This is a genomic window from Mesorhizobium sp. C264A (genome assembly GCF_040324515.1).
Taxonomy (GTDB): Bacteria; Pseudomonadota; Alphaproteobacteria; order Rhizobiales; family Rhizobiaceae; genus Mesorhizobium.
On sequence record NZ_JAMYVY010000002.1, the window covers coordinates 1,545,054 to 1,563,575 of the forward strand.

An 18,522-nucleotide genomic window follows, 5' to 3' on the forward strand; every position below is an offset into this window, starting at 1 on the left:
GCCTTGGTCGCCGGGCGGCAAATATGCCTCGCATGCCTCGCCCTCCGGCGCTGGCTGCGGGGCATTGTCATTTCTGAGGATCGGTTTGAAACGGCGTATCGAGATCGGCATCCTGTATTCCCGCTCGGGCAGCTATCAGCTGGTCTCCGATGCGTGCCGGATGGGCGCCATGCGCGCCATCGCCGACATCAATGCCGATCGGAGCTATGGCATCGAACTGGTTCCGGTCGAGCGCGATCCGCAAAGTAATGCCGATCGCTACGCGACTTTGTGCGAAGATATTTTCAGGACCAGCAGCGCGCGCCATGTCGTCGGTTGCGTCACCTCCTGGAGCCGCAAGGAAACCATCCCGGTGCTGGAGAAGGCCGGCGGCATGCTCTGGTATGCCTGCCCCTATGAAGGGTTCGAGGCCAACGAGCATGTCGTCTACATGCACGCCTGCCCCAACCAGCATCTGGTTCCGCTGATGGCGCATGTCGTGCCGCGTTTCGGCGCCAACGGCTTCCTGCTCGGCTCGAACTACATTTGGGGCTGGGAGATGAACCGCGTGGCGCGCGACCTGATCGCGGATGCCGGCGGCAAAGTGCTGGGCGAGCGCTATCTGCGCATCGGCGAGACCGACGTGTCGCGGCTGATCGCGGAAATCCGGGCGACGAGGCCGAGCTTCATCCTCAACAATCTGATCGGCACCTCATCCTACGCCTTCCTGGCGGCTTACCGCGAGCTGGGCGATGAGGATGCGGCATTCAGGCCGGAAAACTGCCCCGTCATCTCCTGCAACCTCACCGAAGGCGAGTTGCCGGCGATCGGCGATACAGGGAAAGGGCATCTGTCGGTCGGGCCCTATTTCGCGCCCCGGCCGGCTGCCTTCGCTTCGTCCTTCGAGGCCTCCGCCTATGCCTCGGTGCAGGTGATGGCCGACGTGCTGTCGCGCGACACTGATGCCGGCCCGGCGGAATTTTCCAAAGCCTTCGCCGAGCGGCGCTTCTCCACCCGGCTCGGGCCGATCGCCATCGACGCCCACTCCCAGCACGCGACGCTGCCGGTGATCATCGGCCGGATCGCCGATGGCTTCTTCGAGGTCGTCAGCCAGGAGGATGAGGTCGCGCCGGATCCATATCTGTCGCGCTACGACCCCGCCAAGACGTTCGGCCGTCCGCGTCTGAGAGTGGTGTCATGACCCGGACGCGCATCCCCAATCTCGGCGGCGCGCGGGCTTTCATCCTGCATCGCCCGCATCCGACGGTGCAGGCCATCACCAGGCAATTGTCGGCCATCGGCCTGGCTACGATCGACTGCTGGCCGGAATTGCCGCCGGAAGCTCTCGCCGCCGATTTCGTCTTCTTCGATGCCGATCTCGGTTTCGACGAGCAATTCCGTGGAAGCCGGGCGAGGCGCCGATGCCGCTGGTGGCGCTGATCGGTTCCGAGGCGCCGGGGCGTATCGAATGGGCGCTGTCGCACAAGGCCGATGCGCAGCTGCTGAAGCCGGTCGGCAATGCCGGCGTCTACAGCGCTCTGTTGATCGCGAGACAGAGTTTCGAGGCCCGAAAACATTTAGCCGGCGAGATAGCGTCGCTGCGCCAGCGCGTCGCCGAGCGCCAGACCATCGTGCGCGCGGTGACGGCCTTGTCGAAAGGCAGCGACGACGAGCGCGCCTATGCGCAGCTGCGTTCGCTGGCGATGAGCTGGCAGATCAGCGTCGAGGATGCCGCGCGTCGGATCGTGGCAATGACAAGCGAGGAAGCGACGGGGGAAGAAGGCGGCGATGACCAGTCCCATCGCGCCTGATCTACCGGTGCGCATGCCGGCAAAACCGCGCGCCGGTGTCTGGCGCCGGCTGGTGAAACGCCGCCTCGCGCTGCTCGGCCTGGTCATAGTCGCCATTGTCCTTGCCGGCGCTGTGCTGGCGCCCCGGCTGACCGGCTATGACCCCAACGAGCAGATGTTCGACGGCCTGACCATCGAGGGCTCGCCGCTGCCGCCCAGCGCCCAGTACTGGCTCGGCACCGACCTGCTCGGACGTGACCTCTTGACCCGCATCCTCTACGGCGCCCGCACCTCGCTGATCATCGGCATCGTCGCCAATGGCGTGGCGCTTTTGATCGGCACTTTGGTGGGCGTCACCGCAGGCTATTTCCGCGGCTGGATCGGCAGTGCGCTGATGCGCTTCACCGATCTGATGATGGCGTTCCCGGCGCTGCTGCTCGCCATCTGCCTGGCGGCAGTGTTTCAGCCGAGTCTGTGGATCGTCGCCATGGTCATCGCGCTGGTCAACTGGGTGCAGACGGCGCGTGTCATCTACACCGAGACCTCATCGCTGGCCGAGCGCGAGTTCATCGATGCCGAGCGCAGCATCGGGGCGAGTGCGCCGCGCATCCTATTTCGCCACATCCTGCCGCATCTGCTGCCGACCATCATCGTCTGGGGCACGCTCGGCATCTCGACCACGGTTCTGCTCGAGGCGACGCTTTCCTTCCTCGGCATCGGTGTGCAGCCGCCGACCGCGTCGTGGGGCAACATCATTTTCGAGAACCAGACCTATTTCCAGGCCGCGCCCTGGCTGGTGTTCTTCCCCGGCGCCGCAATCCTCGCGTTGGCGCTGGCCTTCAATCTGATCGGCGACGCGTTGCGCGACATCCTCGATCCGACGCAAAGGGGCCGGGAATAATGGGGGGCCGGTCATGATCGCCTATCTCGGCCGCCGGCTGATCCAGTCGCTGCTCATCCTGCTTGGCGTCTCGCTGATCACTTTTGCGCTGCTCTACCTCTTGCCGGCCGACCCGGTGCGGCAGATCGCCGGCCGCAGTGCCACGCCGCAGACGGTGGAAAACATCCGCCAGCAACTCGGCCTCGACCAGCCTTTCGTGGTCCAGTACTGGCACTATCTGACGAAGCTACTCAGCGGCGATCTCGGCCGCTCCTACATCCAGCGCTCGGAGGTCACCGAACTCATCGTCTCGCGGCTGCCGGCCAGCCTGCTTTTGATGGTCGGCGCCATCCTTTGCGAATTGCTGATCGGGCTCTCGATGGGGCTGATCGCCGCCGTCAAGCGCGGCTCCGCCACCGACCAGACCCTGATGGTGGCCTCCTTCGTCGGCGTCTCGGCGCCGCAATTCGTCGTCGGCTTGTTGCTGCTCTACGTCTTTGCCGTGCGGCTAAGCTGGTTTCCGATCGGCGGCTACGGCACATGGCGCCATCTGGTGCTGCCGTCGCTGACCATGGGCATACTCGGCGCCGGCTGGTACGCGCGCATGATGCGCTCGTCGATGATTGACGTCCTGCGCCAGGATTATGTCCGCACGGCGCGGGCCAAGGGCCTGGCGCGCAGCGCCATCATATTCCGCCATGCCTTGCCCAACGCCATCCTGCCGGTCATCGCCATGATCGGCATCGACATCGGCATCTTCATGGGCGGCATCGTCGTCGTCGAAAGCGTGTTCGGCTGGCCGGGTATCGGTCAGCTGGCTTGGCAGGCGATCCAGCGCGTCGACATTCCGATCATCATGGGCGTCACGCTGGTCTCGGCCTTCGCCATCGTGCTCGGCAATCTGCTCGCCGACATCATCGCGCCGTTCATCGATCCCCGCATCAAGCTCAGATGAAAATGAAACAGAGAAAGGGAACACAACAATGAAAAAGTTTCTCGCATCCACAGTCGCGGCATCCGCCTTGGCCCTCATGCTCGGCATGACAAGCGTCCGCGCCGAAGACACGGTCGATCCCAACGCCAAGCAAGGCGGCGCCATCACCATCACCTACAAGGACGATGTTGCGACCCTCGATCCGGCGATCGGCTATGACTGGCAGAACTGGTCGATGATCAAGAGCCTGTTCGATGGGCTGATGGATTACGAGCCAGGCACCACCAATTTGAAGCCCGATCTGGCAGAAAGCTACGAGATTTCGCCCGACGGCCAGACCTTCACCTTCAAGCTGCGCCATGGCGTGAAATTCCACAATGGCCGCGAGATGACGGCCGACGACGTGAAATATTCGCTCGACCGCGTCACCAATCCGAAGACGCAGAGCCCCGGCGCCGGCTTCTTCGGCTCGATCAAGGGCTATGACGATGTCGCCGCCGGCAAGGCCGAAGGCCTGTCCGGTGTCACCGTCGTCGACCCCTACACGGTCAAGTTCGAACTGACCCGGCCCGACGCCACCTTCCTGCATGTCATGGCCATCAATTTCGCCCATGTCGTGCCGAAGGAAGAGGTCGAGAAATATGGCGCCGATTTCGGCAAGCATCCGGTCGGCACCGGCGCCTTCAAGCTCGCCGAGTGGACGCTGGGACAGCGCATCGTCTTCGAGCGCAATGCGGACTATTGGCACAAGGGCCTGCCGCATCTCGACAAGATCACCTTCGAGATCGGCCAGGAGCCGATCGTGGCGCTGCTGCGCTTGCAGAAGGGCGAGATCGATGTTCCCGGCGACGGCATTCCGCCGGCCAAGTTCCAGGAGGTGATGGCCGATCCCGAGCAGAAGGCGCGTGTCGTCGAAGGCGGTCAGCTGCACACCGGCTACGTCACCATGAACACCACCATGGCGCCGTTCGACAATGTTAAGGTGCGTCAGGCCGTCAACATGGCGCTCAACAAGGCGCGCATCATCCAGATCATCAACGGCCGCGCCGTGCCGGCCAACCAGCCGCTGCCGCCGTCGATGCCGGGCTACGACAAGGACTACAAGGGTTATCCCTATGACGTAGCCAAAGCCAAGGCGCTGCTGGCCGAGGCCGGTCATGCCGATGGTTTCGACACGCAGCTGTTCGCCATGAACACCGATCCCAACCCGCGCATTGCCCAAGCGATCCAGCAGGACCTGGCGGCGATCGGCATCAAGGCCAGCATCCAGTCGCTGGCGCAGGCCAATGTCATCGCCGCCGGCGGTGACAAGGCCGGCGCGCCGATGATCTGGTCGGGCGGCATGGCCTGGATCGCCGACTTCCCCGATCCGTCGAATTTCTACGGCCCGATCCTCGGCTGCGCCGGCGCGGTGCCCGGCGGCTGGAACTGGGCGTGGTATTGCAACAAGGATCTCGACGCCAAGGCGGCCGAGGCGGATTCGGTGGTCGACCCGGCAAAGGCCGGCGAACGCGACAAGATGTGGAGCGCCATCTACGACAAGGTGATGGAAGACGCGCCCTGGGCGCCGGTCTTCAACGAACAGCGCTTCACCATGAAATCCGCGCGCATGGGCGGCGCCGACAACCTCTATGTCGACCCGGTCCATATCCCGATCAACTACGACAATGTGTACGTAAAAGATGTGCAATAACTGCGACTACACCATCCATGGGCGCCACCACCATTTCGGCTGGGACAATTCCTTTGTCCCGGCCGAGCGGGTGGCGCCCGGCGCGACCATCGAGTTCCAGTGCCTCGATGCCGCCGGCGGCCAGCTGAACGCCGACAGCACGGTTGCCGAAATCGCCAAGCTCGACTTCGCCGGGGTCAACCCGGTGACCGGGCCGATCTTCGTCGAGGGCGCCGAGCCGGGTGACGCGCTCAAGGTGACGATCGAGATGTTCAAACCGTCCGGCTTCGGCTGGACGGCGAACATTCCGGGTTTCGGCCTGCTCGCCGACGACTTCACGGAACCGGCGCTGAACATCTGGAAATACGATGCAGCCGCGCTCGAACCGGCGCTGTTCGGGAAAAACGCGCGCGTGCCACTGAAGCCGTTCGCCGGCACCATCGGCAATGCGCCGGCTGAGATGGGGCTTCACTCGGTGGTGCCGCCACGGCGGGTCGGCGGCAATCTCGACATCCGCGATCTCGCTGCCGGCACGACGCTCTATCTGCCGGTTGAGGTGGCCGGCGCGCTGTTCTCGGTCGGCGATACGCACGCCGCACAAGGCGATGGCGAGGTCTGCGGCACGGCGATCGAGAGCCCGATGGACGTCGTGCTCAAGCTCGACCTTGTCAAGGACGCCAGGCTGAAGACGCCGCGCTTCACCACGCCGGGCCCGGTGACGCGCCATCTCGACGCCAAGGGTTACGAGGTGACGACGGGGATTGGGCCGGATCTGATGGCGGGCGCGAAGGAGGCGGTGGCGCAGATGGTCGATCTGCTCGCTGGGCGTTACCAGATTGATCCGGTCGAGGCCTATATGCTGGCCTCGGTGTGTGGTGATCTGCGCATCAGCGAGATCGTCGACATGCCGAATTGGGTGGTGTCGTTCTATTTTCCGCGTTGCGTGTTTGAATGATGTCAGGTCGGCGCTGCACCCCCACCCCGCTGCTTCGCAGCGACCCTCCCCACAAGGCGGAGGGTAAAGCGCTGCCGCCCTACCTCCCCCTTGTGGGGAGGTCGGACCGGACGTCCGGGTGGGGGGCAGCGCCAAGGTTTGTGCGAATGGTGCGACGGAACCAATCCGTCGCAGGGCTCCACCCACAATGACCCTCGCCGACACCCCCGTCCTCTCCATCGCCAACCTCTCCGTCAGCGTGCGCGGCGAGGACGGCGAGCGCAATGTAGTCTCCAACCTGTCGCTGACGCTGGCGCGCGGTGAGACGCTTTGCATTGCCGGCGAATCCGGCTCCGGCAAGTCGATGACCGCGCTGGCGATCATGCAGCTTTTGCCGCAGCCGGCGGCGCGCATATCGTCAGGCATGATCCGTCTTCGGGATGGGAATCGGGGCGACACCGACCTAGCAACCCTCGACGAACGCCAGATGCGGCGCATTCGCGGCGACCGCATCGCCATGATCTTCCAGGAGCCGATGACCTCGCTCAATCCGGTGCTGTCGATCGGCCGGCAACTGACCGAATCCATCGAAGCGCATACCAGCCTGTCGTCGGCGCAAGCCCGCCAGCGCGCGATCGAGGCGTTGAAGGCGGTGCGCATTTCGGAGGCGGAAAGCCGGCTAAAGCAGTTTCCGCACGAACTCTCCGGCGGCATGCGCCAGCGGGTGATGATCGCCATGGCGCTGGCGCTCGAGCCCGACGTGCTGATCGCCGATGAGCCGACGACGGCGCTCGACGTCACCGTGCAAGGCGAAGTGCTGGAGCTGTTGCGCGACCTGCAGCGCCAGCATGGCACCAGCGTCATCCTGATCACCCACGATATGGGCGTGGTTGCCGAAATGGCCGACCGGGTCATCGTCATGCGCGACGGCCGCATGGTCGAAGAAGGCACGACATCGGATATTTTTGCCCGCCCGCAGGCCGACTATACGCGCGAACTGCTGGCTGCCGTGCCGCGCATCGGCAGTGGTGTCGGTCGACAGAAATCCAGGGATGCGATTGACGTCTTGAAACCGGCCAATGTCGCCGAGGTCAACGACCTGCATGTCCGCTTCGATCTGCGTGGCGGCATCTTTGGCCGGGTCACCCGCCGCGTCCACGCCGTCGAGGGCGTCAGCTTCTCGATCGCGCCCAACGAAACGCTTGCTCTGGTCGGCGAATCCGGCTGCGGCAAGTCGACGACCGCCAAGGCGCTGGCCGGACTGGCGCCGTATAGCGGCGACATCGTCATTGGCGGGCGCAATCTCTCCGGTCTTGGCCGCGACGAGCGCAAGGCGGTGCGCCGTGACGTCCAGATGATTTTCCAGGATCCCTTCGCTTCGCTCGATCCGCGCATGCGCGTCGGCGAGCTCGTCGCCGAGCCGCTGGTGATCCATGGCATCGCCTCCAAGGACGAGCGCCGCGAACGGGTGGGGGCGCTGTTCGAGCGTGTCGGCCTGTCGGCCGACCAGATGGAGCTTTACCCGCACGAATTCTCCGGTGGCCAGCGCCAGCGCGTCTGCATCGCCCGAGCGCTGGCGCTACGACCAAAACTGATCATCGCTGACGAAAGCGTCTCCGCGCTCGACGTCTCGGTGCAGGCGCGTGTGCTCGATTTGCTGAAGGAATTGCAGCGCGAATTCGGCGTCGCCTATCTCTTCATCTCGCACGACATGGCGGTGGTCGAGAACATTTCCGACCGCGTTGCCGTCATGTATCTCGGCCAGATCGTCGAGATGGGCACGCGCGACCAGGTGTTTTCCAACCCGCGCCATCCCTACACCAGGCGGCTGATCGACGCCGTGCCGGTGCCCGATCCGGCGCAGCGCAGAACGCGCTTCGCGCGCCTCGACCAGGAAATCCCGAGCGCCACCCGCAGGATCGGGGAGGCGCCGCTGAAGCTGGCGCTGAACGATGTCGGCGGCGGCCATCTGGTTGCTGCGGAAAGCTGAGCCCGCACTGGCTGGCAGCTGTTCTTTTACTTTGTTGAGTACATCCAAGAACTGCCGTCTCGGGTTTACCGCGTCTTAGGTGGACGGCGGCCACTATACGGTCGGCGTTCTTGCCACGGGGAAAAATAGTGCTCAAGGCGGTTCTGCAGCTGCTGCCGGGTCGGTTCATGGATGTGCGCATGCGCGTATCCGCCGACTACGAGACGCGCGTCGTGGAGCGGCCCGGGCGCTGGATGAAGGCTGCCGAACTGGAGCAGCTGAGCAGCGATCTGCGGCTGGTGGCGTCCAAGACGCTGAAGTTCGGCAGCCTGACCTATGGCGTGTTTTCCGGCGACCGCAGCCGGCTGGAACATTCCATCATCACCATTGTCTACCGGCGCAGCGACCGGCAGCCGATCGCCTTCAACTCGCTGGCGCTGATGGAGATATCGCTCGCCGGCAAGCCCTATGAAGTCTTGCACCTCGGTTTGGTCATGATCGATCCCGACGAGCGCAGCCGCGGGCTGAGCTGGATCCTCTACGGCCTGACCTGCTTCCTGATGTTTTTGCGCAATCAACTGCGGCCGATCTGGATTTCCAATGTCACCCAGGTACCCGCTGCCGTCGGCATGGTCGCGGAGGCGTTCAGCAATGTGTTCCCAGGACCGCATGCCGGCGCGCGCCGCTCGCTTACCCATGTGCTTCTGGCGCGGCAGATCATGGCGCGGCACCGCCATGTCTTCGGCGTCGGCCCCGAAGCGGGTTTCGACGAAGAGCGTTTCGTCATCACCAATGCCTATACGGGCGGCTCGGACGATCTGAAGAAAACCTTCGACGAGACGGCCAAGCACCGCGAGGAGACCTTTAACGAGTTCTGCCGCAAGGAACTCGACTACGGGCGCGGCGACGATGTGCTGCAGATCGGCCAGATGAGCTTCCAGTCGGCGCGCACCTTTCTCGCCGACACGGTTCCGCGCCGCTCGCTTGCAGCACTTGCCGTGGCCGGCGCGGCCGCCACGCTGCAGCGGCTGGTGCTGCCGGTGGTTCACTGGGCCGATAGCACCCGCCAATGGAATGTGCTGAGACCATGGACACGCTGATGGCTTCATTCGTGGCGTCTCGGTTTATCCGCAAGCTGATGGCAGCCGGCCGATGATGAACCTCGACGGCACGCTCGTCGCCGACACCATCACCTCGCTAGCGGCGCTGGTTGGCCTGCTTGTCGTGATATCGATCATAGGCGGGCGCGACACGGGCGATCCGCTGTCGCGGCGCTTTCTATTCGGCCTCAAGGTGCTGGCAGTGCTGCTTGCCTGCCGCATCCTCGACTGGACCACGGGTCTTGCCTTTTTCCGGTTCGTCACCATCACGGCGGCGGGTCTGCTGCCGCTGGCCGCACTGCTGCTGACCGAAGGCCTGCTGCGCCGGCACGCGCCGTTCGCTCTCAAATTGTTCGCCGCCGGCGGTGCCCTGCTGTTCTTCCTTCTGGCGCCGATCCCGGCACGTTTCGCTGAACCATGGCGAATGGCGGTACTACTTGCCTTCCAGTTCGGAGGTTTTCTCGCCATCGGCTGGCTGGTGATGACGCGCGATCGCGACAGCCTGTCGGCGGCCGAAAACCGCACGGTCGAGCGCATGGCGCTGTCGCTGCTGTTGATCATTCCGTTCATGGTCACCGACTACCGGCCCGGCCTGTTCGAAGTGCCGGTTCGGCTTGGCGGCATCGCCATCCTGTTCCTGTGCTGGCTGACGATCGGCCTTGGACGCGCCAGCCTCGGCCATCGCGACACGATCGGCGCCTTTACCGTGATTACGCTGAGCTCGGTTTTCGCCGGGCTGGCGCTGGGCGGCATCGACGATCTCGGCTGGCGCGGCAGTGTGCAGGGCGTGGTGATCGTGCTGTCGGCGACGCTGCTGGCAGTCATCTACAATGACAGCGTCAGCCTCACCGCGGAGAAGCGCCGCGACTCGTTGCTGAAGCACATGGCCGAGGGTGATCTCACCGACTCGGCGCGCTTCCTGCGCGGCCTGCAGAGCCATATCCTTGTCGACGGCGCGCTGATCCTGCCGGCAGGGGACCTCGGCGACTTCGACCTGAAGGTGCTGGCCCGTGCACTGGAGCAGGAGCCCGTGCGCTCGCTCGCCGATACGCAGCCGGGGGCGCCAGTCGACCAGGATATACGCGAGCAGCTGGCATGGCTGTTCGAGAAATTTGAGGCGACCCATGTGCTGCTGGCGACGCTCGAGCCGTTGACCGTGGTGGCGCTCAACATGCCGGCGCTGGCATCGTCGCCGGGCGTGGAAATGGAGCTGCGGGCAGTCCAGCGCATGGCGATGCTGATCTCGCAGCGGCATGCGAAGGGTTGATCATCTGAACGGGCCGGCTCTTGCGTCGGCCCGTTGCCGTAGCCGGGTCAGGCGGCCTTGGTCTTCAAGGCCTCTTCGTCGCGCACCATTTTTGTCACGGCGGCGAAGTCGAGCTTGCCGGAGCCAAGGACCGGTACCTTTGAGACCACCCGCACTTCGGCCGGGACCATCAGGTCCATGGCGCCGTTGGCCTTGGCGTAGGCGAGGAATTCCGCTCGTGTGGCGCCGGATGCCTCAGTGATGAGGATCAGCTTTTCGCCCTTGCGCGCGTCGGGCACCGTGGCGACCGCCGACAGCGAGCCCTTCCACAATTCGCCGGCCAGCGCTTCGACAGCGGCGAGCGAGATCATCTCGCCGCCGATCTTGGCGAAGCGCTTGGCGCGGCCGCGAATGGTGATGAAGCCGCCTTCGTCGATAGCGACGACGTCGCCCGTATCATGCCAGCCGTCCTCCAGCGGTTCGAGCACGCCGGGCTTCTCGGCCCGGAGATAACCGGCCATGACATTGGGGCCGCGCACGAACAGCCGGCCGCCTTCGTCGACGCCGGGGACCGGATCGAGGCGGTATTCCATGCCGGGCATGATCTTGCCGACGGTTCCGGAGCGATTGTACATCGGCGTGTTGATGGAGATCACCGGCGCCGTCTCGGTGACGCCGTAGCCCTCGAGGATGCGTAGGCCGAACTTCTCCATATAGGTCATGCGCGTCGCTGTCTTGACCGGCTCTGCGCCGGCAAAACAATAGCGTATCGAGCGGAAGTCGTAGGGGTGCGCGGTGCGGGCATAGCCGGAGAGGAAGGTGTCGGTGCCGAAGATGATCGTCGCGTTCGAGCCGTAGATCAGTTCCGGCACGAGGCGGTAGTGCAGCGGCGAGGGGTAGAAATAGACCGGCACGCCGGAGATCAACGGCAGCACCGTGCCCGCGGTCATGCCGAAGGAGTGGAAGATCGGCAGCACGTTGAACACCTTGTCGCCCGAATGGAAGTCGATACGCGACGCCGCCTGGGCGGCGTTGGCCAGGATGTTGCGGTGGGTCAGAACGACGCCCTTCGGCGTGCCTTCCGAACCCGAGGTGAACAGGATCACCGCCGCATCGCCGGGCTTGCGTTTCGCGCGTGGCGTCGACTTGCGCAGCAAGCCGAGCAGCTTATCCTTGAGACTGATGGTCTTTCTGAGATCGTCGAGCCACACGATGTCGACCGAGCGACCGAGTTCCTCGACTACAGCGCCGAGCTTTGCCTGTTCGACGAACGCGCGGGACGTCAGCACGGTGCGGACTTCGGCGGCCTTGCAGGCGGACAGAATATTGGCAGCACCTGCGGTGAAGTTCATCATCGCCGGAACCTTGCCGGCGGACATGACGCCGAGCAGCGTCGCGCAAGAGCCGTTGGCGTTGGGCAGCATGATGCCCAGCGTCTGCTGGTCGGCATAAAGGGTCTGGAACTTCTCACCAAGCACGGCGGCAGCCGTGAGCAGCTTGCTGTAGCTGAGAGAACCGGTGACCGGATCCTGAACTGCGAGCTGTTTCATGCCGCGTTCGTTCGCCGTCTCGATGATCTTTTCCAGTACGGTCTTGTCGATGTCCTGGGTGCGGAAAACGAGATCCGACATCACCTGGTAGAGCGCGGAACCCGCCGCGGCGCGGCGCTTGCGGCCCTTCAGCTCCTGCGGCACCTCGAGCTTGACCGGTTCCAGAATAGTCACCTTGACCTTCGGGAACAGGCGGCGGCGCACATGCTGCGAGCTCAGCCGCGAGAAGTAGGTCTTCTCCAGCCCGTCGATGCGCACCGGCACAACCATCGAGCCGGTCTTGTCGGCAACCATGGCGGCGCCGTCATAGACTTTCATCAGGCCGCCGGTCACGGTGATGCGTCCCTCCGGGAAGATCACCAGCGGGTCGCCGCCCTGCACGATCTTGATCAGCGTGCGGGTCGACATCGGCTTGGCCGGGTTGAGCGGCAAGGCGCGGGCAAGTTTCATGAACGGCTTCATCCACCAAGCCTGGGCAATGGTGTAGTCGATGGCGAAGACCGGTTCCTCATCGGTCAGCGTCAAGGCGAGCGGACCGTCGAGGAAGCTGACATGGTTGAGCGCCAGGATCGGCGCCTTGCCGGCCGCCTTGAGGTTTTCCATGCCCTCGACTTCGAGGCGCAGGAAAGCGCGGAACAGGATGGAGACGAAGTCACGGAAGGGGTTCGTCGGCAAATATTTCAGCATCAGCCAGGCGGCAATCGCATTGGCCGCGACGAGGCCGAACAGGATGCCGCCGGTCGAGACCTTCGTCTGGATCAGGGCCATGATGATGCCGCCGCCAGTCATGAAACCGGCATTGACGATACTGACGGCGGCGACGACCCGGGCGCGCCGCGCTTCGGGCGACCAGGCCTGCACGGCGGCGAAGGTCGGCACCACCAGGAAAGCGGCTGAAATGGCCATGCCGGCGAGGTCGATGGCGACGCGGATCGTGTTTGGGCCGGCGAAGAATGCGCCAAGGGTTTCCGCCTGGGGCGACGGCGTCATGCCGGAGATGGTCCAGGCGAGATGCAGGCCGAACAGGGCGAGCAGCGCCGTGCCGACCGGTGCCGGCAACAGCACGATGCGGCCCTGCGACATCCAGGCGGCGATGGCCGAACCGATGGCGATCGAGACGGCGAACACGGCGAGGTAGACGGTGACGGCCATTTCGTTGCCGCCGAGCGAATCCTTGATCAGGACCGGCAGGAGCGAGAGCACGATGGCGCCGATCAGCCAGAACCACGACGTCATCAGGCCGGCGCGCCAGATGCGCGTGTCGGTGCGCAATTCGGCGACCTGGCGCCAGGTCGAGCGGAAGATGTTCTTGTCGATGACAAGGTCGGGCGCCGCCGAACCGGTGGACGGGATATAGCGGCTGACGAGCCAGCAACCGACGGCGAGCGCCATCATGATCGGTCCGAACACCGCGACGCCGATACCATCGGCGGAAACGACGCCGCCAGCTATGGTGCCGCCGAGAATCGCGGCAAACGTGGCTGACTCGATCCAGGCGTTGGCCTTGGGCAGTTCCTTGCGTTCGAGGTGATCGGGCAGGATTCCGTATTTGATCGGTCCGAACAGCGCCGAGATGATGCCGAACATCAACAGCGCCGTCATCAGCACGGGAATGGACGACAGGGCGATGCCGACGACGGAGACACCCGCCGCGGCGATCTCGGCGAATTTCAGACGCTTGGCTATGAGAGCCTTGTCGAAGCGGTCGGCGAGCTCGCCGCCGAGCGCCGACAAGAGCAGGAAGGGAGCCATGAAGACGGCGCCCGCCAAGGTGACCAGTGATGCCGCCTGGTCCGCCGCCAGCGTGAACAGAATAAGGAACACCAGCGTGTTCTTGAGGAAATTATCGTTGAAGGCGGACAGGAACTGCGTCCAGAACAAGGGCGCAAAGCGCCTGGATGTCATCAGATGAGCTGTCGGTCGGTTGATCGGGGCGATTTCCATAGCGGCGACTTCCATTGGGCAAGACCGGTGAAAATCCTGACTGGATTGATCAGCGGTCTTGCGCGTTGAGCCTTGTTTAGCGGGAACCCGGTTACACTTCGTTACTGCGGCTGACTTCCATCAGCAACTTCTCGGTCTTGGCGTCTTCCAGCCGGTTGATGAAGCGGCTTGCCTCTTCCGAGTCGCGCAGTGTCTTGGTGATGGTGATCGAGGTGTGCACGAGCATGATGGCGCCATGGCATAAAACCCCTTGGCGGCGAAGCTCGCCTCCATGAAGTAGATGCCGCCGGCCATCATTGTGGCGGCAACGGCGAAACTGGCCATGGTGAAGGTCTTCCAGGCGCTTGAGTCCTTGGGGGAATAGGTGTTCGGGGTCATCGATATGGTCCTTTCGTTTCAAGGTCAGGTTGGTTGGCGTGGGTCTGTTTCAGGCTGGATACAATCAGGCCGGATACAATCAGACTGGATAACAATCAGGCCGGGTACGATCAGGCCGGCTTGGTCATGGTCTTCGTGAGCCGTTCGAGCACGGCGTCGGCGCTGCTTCTCAGCGGCGCACCGCAGCCGGCGGCCGCAAGCTTCTCTGAGACCGCGGCAGGATCGCCCGACTGTTCCATCTCGGTCATGGCGGCCGCGGTGTCGTCGATCTGCTTTTGCCTGGTGCGCAGGCGCAGCAGCGTCTCCTCGGCGTCCCTGAGCGCCGACAGGCTGGAGCCGGGCGCGCTTTCTCGCAGGCGCTGGGTCGAGTCGACCGCGGCAACGATGCGCTGGCCGCGCTGCAATTCGCGCAGGCGCATTTCGGAGACGCGGATAATCCGCTTGAGACGCTCTATCTCGGTGCCGAAGCTTTTCTGCGCCTCGGCGGAGGCGTCGCGTTCGGCTTCCAGCATGGCGATGGTTTCGGCGGCTTCGCGGGCCAGTTCATTCTGTCCCTGCTCGATCGCGGCGATCGTGCGCTTCTCCAAATCGTCGATGCGGAGGACAAGCTTCTTGAACTGCGCGACTTCCTGTTCATTCTGGGCGATGGCAATTGCAACCGCCCGGCGGGCGGCCGCGATAGCGTCGGCGCAATCGCGGATCTGCTGGCGCAGGATTATCAGCGCGTTGCGGTCGACGACCGCCTCGGCGGCTTCGTAGCTTCGGCCGCGAACGAGAGCAAAAAACTGTTTCAACATTTCCGTTTCTCCTCTATGAACGTTGTTCATGAGGCAAAGTAGCACATTGTGAACGGCGTTCAAGGAGAAAATGAACGGTGTTCATGATTGCGCATAAGAGAAGGTTAATGACCGCAAAACGGGACGCCAAACGCGAGGACCTCAAAGGCAGGCTGATCGAGGCCGCGCAAGCGCGCATCCAGTCCTCGGGGCTCGCCGGTCTGCGTGCGCGCGACATCACGGCCGATGCCGGCTGCGCGCTGGGCGCGCTCTACACCGCCTTCGCCGACCTGGACGAGCTCATCCTGCACGTCAACTCGATCACGCTGGCAAGACTTGGGGCGGCGTTGGAACAGGAGGCGACCGGCGCGGCCGAGCCAAGGGCCAAGCTGAGGGCTCTGGCCAAAGCCTATCTCTCTTTCGCGCGCGACAATCGCATGGCGTGGAAGGCGCTGTTCGAGCATCGCATGGCGCCAGGCGTGGCGGTGCCCGGATGGCATCTGGCCGAACATGCCGTGCTGATCCAGCATCTCGTCGAGCCGCTGGCGGCGCTGCTCCCGGCGGCGGCAACGCCGGAGCTTTTGGCCCGCGCGCGCACGCTGTTCTCCGCCGTGCATGGATCGTCGCCATCTCGCTCGAAGACCGTTTCATTGGCCTGGCGTCCACCGATCTCGAAAGTGAGCTGCTGGGTTTCGTCGGCACGCTGGTGAGCGGACTGGAGACGGAAAGGGAATGAACTGCTGCGATCGGCTCTTGCCTCACGGCACTCTGCCCTTATGAAGATCGTGGCGCGAACTGCCGGTTGATCCAGGCCGGCTGAGACTGTTGGGGGATACCCGGTGACAATCGATCAGAACCGTCGGTTTCGACCCGAAATACAAGGGTTGCGCGGACTGGCCGTCGCTCTGGTCGTCGTCTTTCACCTGTGGCCCCATGCTCTTCCCGGCGGATATATCGGCGTCGACGTCTTTTTCGTCATCTCTGGCTATCTGATCACCGGGCTGCTGGCGCAGATGGCGCTGCGCGACGGTCGCGTCTCGCTGATCGAATTCTATTCGCGACGAATCCGCCGGCTCCTGCCAGCAGCGATCCTGGTTCTATTGGTGACGCTGCTCGGTACGCTGCTGTTCATTTCCAAGGCGCGCTGGGAGGAAACGGCCAACCAGATCCTGGCCAGCGCGCTCTATGTCGAGAACTGGCGTCTGGCCCACGAGGCAGTCAGCTATCTCGACGCCGACAATCTGCCGACGCCGGTGCAGCATTACTGGTCGCTTTCCATAGAAGAGCAGTTCTACATCGTCTGGCCGGTGCTCATGATCGGCGTGATCTGGCTGGCGCGGCGATGGCATCTCTCCTTGCGACGATGCTTGGCGACGACATTGTCGCTCGTTTTCCTGGCATCGCTGGCCGCCTCGGTCATCCTGACGAAAACGGATTCGGCACAGGCCTATTTCGTCAGCCATACACGCCTGTGGGAATTGGCGTTGGGCGGCCTGCTGGTGCTGACCGAACACCAGTTTCGACTGGCGGCACTCACTAGACAGTGGCTGGCGATCGCCGGCATCCTGGGCATCGTTGCGTCCGCCTTGCTGTTTTCCGCTGCAACTCCATTTCCCGGCGTCAGTGCGTTGTTGCCGACCTTGGCCACAGTGCTGGTCATCCTGGCTGGCGAGGTTGAAGTCGGCCGGTTTCGTGGGCTCGATTCGTTGCCACTTCGTTTCATCGGCGATCGCTCCTACTCGGTCTATCTATGGCATTGGCCGCTGATCACCATCTCCCAGGCGCAGGGTCATTCGCTGACCCTTGCCGGCGGTTTCGGCCTGATTGCGGCGACCCTGCTTCTATCGGATCTGTCCTATCGATATGTTGAGCAGCGCTACCGGCAAGCTCGGGGCGGCGCCTGGTGGAAGCCGCTGGGATACGGCACCGCGGCGGTTCTCACATGCGTGGCCGCATCCGGCAGCCTGCTGCTCTTTCTGAAGACCGAACGCATCGACACCGCGCTGATCGGCACGCCTTCCTACCCTGGGCCCGCCGCTCTCGTCTCCGGCGCCGTGGTCCCGGACGGTGTGAACCTTCTGCCGCCGCTGGCCCGGCTGAGGCGGGACGTGCCGGTCGTGTATGCAAGGAAGTGCCACCAGGAGGAAAGCTCGGAGCCCAAACGATGCTCTCTAGGCGATCCCACGGGTGCGAAAACAATGGTTCTGGTGGGAGATTCTCATGCAGCCCAGTGGGTGCCGGCACTGGACAAGATCGCAAAGGACCGCAACTTCAAACTGGTTACCTTTACAAAATCCGCCTGCCCATTCACCCGCGTGGCCATCACGGCGGATGGCAAACCCAACGTCTTATGCGCGCAGTGGCACGAAAAGGTGCTGGCCGAGATCCTAAAGCTGAAACCGGATCTGATCTTCACCAGCCAGTCCAATTACGGAGCGGTTCAGCAAGACGTGATGATCGAGGGGCTGCGAAGTCTCTGGGGCGGGCTGACGGACGCCGGCTCGCAAATCGTTGCCATCCGCAACACGCCCTATATGAAATTCGACCCGGGCGAATGCCTGAGTTCGACCCCAACGAAATGCGTCACCAAACTGAGCGATATTGAGCGGAGCAACGTGTTGGCGCTGGCCGCGGAAGGACAGAAAAATGTGCGCGCCATCGATATGCTCGATGCCATTTGCGGGCCGCAACTATGCCCGGCAGTTGTCGGCAACATCATCGTCTGGCGGGACAGTCATCATCTGACCGCCAGCTACTCGCTTGCCCTGGCGCCCTATCTCGCAGCGAAGGCGGGGCTTTGACGAGACGTCTCGGAACTTAGATGTGTCGACAGGCAGGAAAATTCCGCTGGTGGAGCTGAGGAGGATCGAACTCCTGACCTCGTCATTGCGAACGACGCGCTCTCCCAGCTGAGCTACAGCCCCGTCCAGCGGATGGCGCATTTATCGAAGGCTGCGGTTTCCTGTCAAGGCGGGGTTTTGCGGAAATCCCTTGTGCCCGGTGCTTGCAGGCGACCGGCCCTTGCCGGTTTCGCGCGCAATGGCTACATGTCGGCAACAATCGGAGACCGGCATGCTAGCCCTCATTCAAACAATCGTCATGGCGCTGGACCTGTACTGGTGGGTCATCATCGCCTCGGCGATCTTTTCCTGGCTCTATGCGTTCAACGTCGTCAACTCGCGCAATCAGTTTGTCGGCAGCATCGGCAACATGCTCTACCGGCTGACCGAGCCGGCGCTGCGGCCGATCCGTCGGTTCATGCCCGACCTCGGCGGCGTCGATATTTCGCCGATCATCCTGCTTCTGCTCCTGTTCTTTCTCAGGCAGCTCATTCTCACCACGATAGCGCCGCTGGTCCTGTGAACCTGAC

General features: G+C 63.7%; 13 protein-coding genes, 1 tRNA gene and 3 pseudogenes. 12 read left to right on the forward strand and 5 right to left on the reverse strand.

Annotated features, from left to right (window positions below; genetic code table 11):
- The first annotated feature begins 85 nt into the window (after positions 1-85).
- The 9 genes and pseudogenes from NKL04_RS26595 to NKL04_RS26635 all read left to right on the forward strand — a co-directional run bounded on the left by NKL04_RS26595 (position 86) and on the right by NKL04_RS26635 (position 10,525).
- Positions 86-1,180, forward strand: coding sequence for a transporter substrate-binding protein (locus NKL04_RS26595; protein ID WP_023700174.1), 1,095 nt, complete (start codon positions 86-88; stop codon positions 1,178-1,180).
- Positions 1,177-1,790 (forward strand): annotated as a pseudogene (locus NKL04_RS26600) (ANTAR domain-containing response regulator). The gene NKL04_RS26595 and the pseudogene NKL04_RS26600 overlap by 4 nt, the downstream one beginning before the upstream one ends.
- Complete coding sequence (locus tag NKL04_RS26605; protein ID WP_023668590.1) at positions 1,768-2,670, forward strand: ABC transporter permease; 903 nt, start codon at positions 1,768-1,770, stop codon at positions 2,668-2,670. Before NKL04_RS26600 ends, NKL04_RS26605 begins: the two are co-directional and overlap by 23 nt.
- 13 nt (positions 2,671-2,683) lie before the next feature.
- Entirely contained in the window at positions 2,684-3,604 is a 921-nt protein-coding gene (locus tag NKL04_RS26610; RefSeq protein ID WP_023693234.1) for an ABC transporter permease, read from the forward strand.
- A 76-nt stretch (positions 3,605-3,680) separates the two neighbouring features.
- Entirely contained in the window at positions 3,681-5,276 is a 1,596-nt protein-coding gene (locus NKL04_RS26615; protein ID WP_502903377.1) for an ABC transporter substrate-binding protein, read from the forward strand.
- Complete coding sequence (locus tag NKL04_RS26620; RefSeq protein ID WP_023700176.1) at positions 5,266-6,210, forward strand: acetamidase/formamidase family protein; 945 nt, start codon at positions 5,266-5,268, stop codon at positions 6,208-6,210. The genes NKL04_RS26615 and NKL04_RS26620 overlap by 11 nt, the downstream gene beginning before the upstream one ends.
- A 187-nt stretch (positions 6,211-6,397) precedes the next feature.
- Entirely contained in the window at positions 6,398-8,179 is a 1,782-nt protein-coding gene (locus NKL04_RS26625; protein WP_023698727.1) for an ABC transporter ATP-binding protein, read from the forward strand.
- A gap of 128 nt (positions 8,180-8,307) precedes the next feature.
- A complete protein-coding gene (locus tag NKL04_RS26630; RefSeq protein ID WP_031209168.1) occupies positions 8,308-9,258 on the forward strand; it encodes a hypothetical protein in 951 nt (316 codons plus the stop codon).
- Positions 9,259-9,310: 52 nt separating this feature from the next.
- Complete coding sequence (locus NKL04_RS26635; protein WP_023668596.1) at positions 9,311-10,525, forward strand: hypothetical protein; 1,215 nt, start codon at positions 9,311-9,313, stop codon at positions 10,523-10,525.
- A 47-nt stretch (positions 10,526-10,572) separates the two neighbouring features.
- On the opposite strand, the gene NKL04_RS26640 is transcribed toward NKL04_RS26635, so the two are convergent.
- The 4 genes and pseudogenes from NKL04_RS26640 to NKL04_RS26655 all read right to left on the reverse strand — a co-directional run bounded on the left by NKL04_RS26640 (position 10,573) and on the right by NKL04_RS26655 (position 15,173).
- Positions 10,573-13,998, reverse strand: a complete 3,426-nt coding sequence (locus NKL04_RS26640; RefSeq protein ID WP_023700178.1) for an acyl-[ACP]--phospholipid O-acyltransferase — start codon at positions 13,996-13,998, stop codon at positions 10,573-10,575.
- A gap of 91 nt (positions 13,999-14,089) precedes the next feature.
- Positions 14,090-14,224 (reverse strand): hypothetical protein, encoded by a 135-nt coding sequence (locus NKL04_RS26645; protein ID WP_352724942.1) that lies wholly within the window; start codon positions 14,222-14,224, stop codon positions 14,090-14,092.
- 56 nt (positions 14,225-14,280) lie between these two features.
- Positions 14,281-14,376, reverse strand: a pseudogene (locus NKL04_RS26650) (hypothetical protein); the annotation flags it as partial.
- 110 nt (positions 14,377-14,486) lie between these two features.
- The gene (locus NKL04_RS26655) at positions 14,487-15,173 is read right to left on the reverse strand and encodes a PspA/IM30 family protein (RefSeq protein ID WP_023700179.1); all 687 of its coding nucleotides are present in this window, start codon (positions 15,171-15,173) and stop codon (positions 14,487-14,489) included.
- 107 nt (positions 15,174-15,280) lie between these two features.
- Here NKL04_RS26655 and NKL04_RS26660 point away from each other — a divergent pair.
- Positions 15,281-15,888 (forward strand): annotated as a pseudogene (locus tag NKL04_RS26660) (TetR/AcrR family transcriptional regulator).
- Positions 15,889-15,991: 103 nt separating this feature from the next.
- Positions 15,992-17,953 (forward strand): acyltransferase family protein, encoded by a 1,962-nt coding sequence (locus NKL04_RS26665; protein WP_084568493.1) that lies wholly within the window; start codon positions 15,992-15,994, stop codon positions 17,951-17,953.
- Between the two features lie 47 nt (positions 17,954-18,000).
- Here NKL04_RS26665 and NKL04_RS26670 read toward each other — a convergent pair.
- Positions 18,001-18,076: transfer RNA gene (locus NKL04_RS26670), tRNA-Ala, on the reverse strand.
- 148 nt (positions 18,077-18,224) lie between these two features.
- Between NKL04_RS26670 and NKL04_RS26675 the strand changes: the two genes are divergently transcribed.
- A complete protein-coding gene (locus NKL04_RS26675) occupies positions 18,225-18,515 on the forward strand; it encodes a YggT family protein (RefSeq protein WP_023668602.1) in 291 nt (96 codons plus the stop codon).
- The last annotated feature ends 7 nt before the right edge of the window (positions 18,516-18,522 follow it).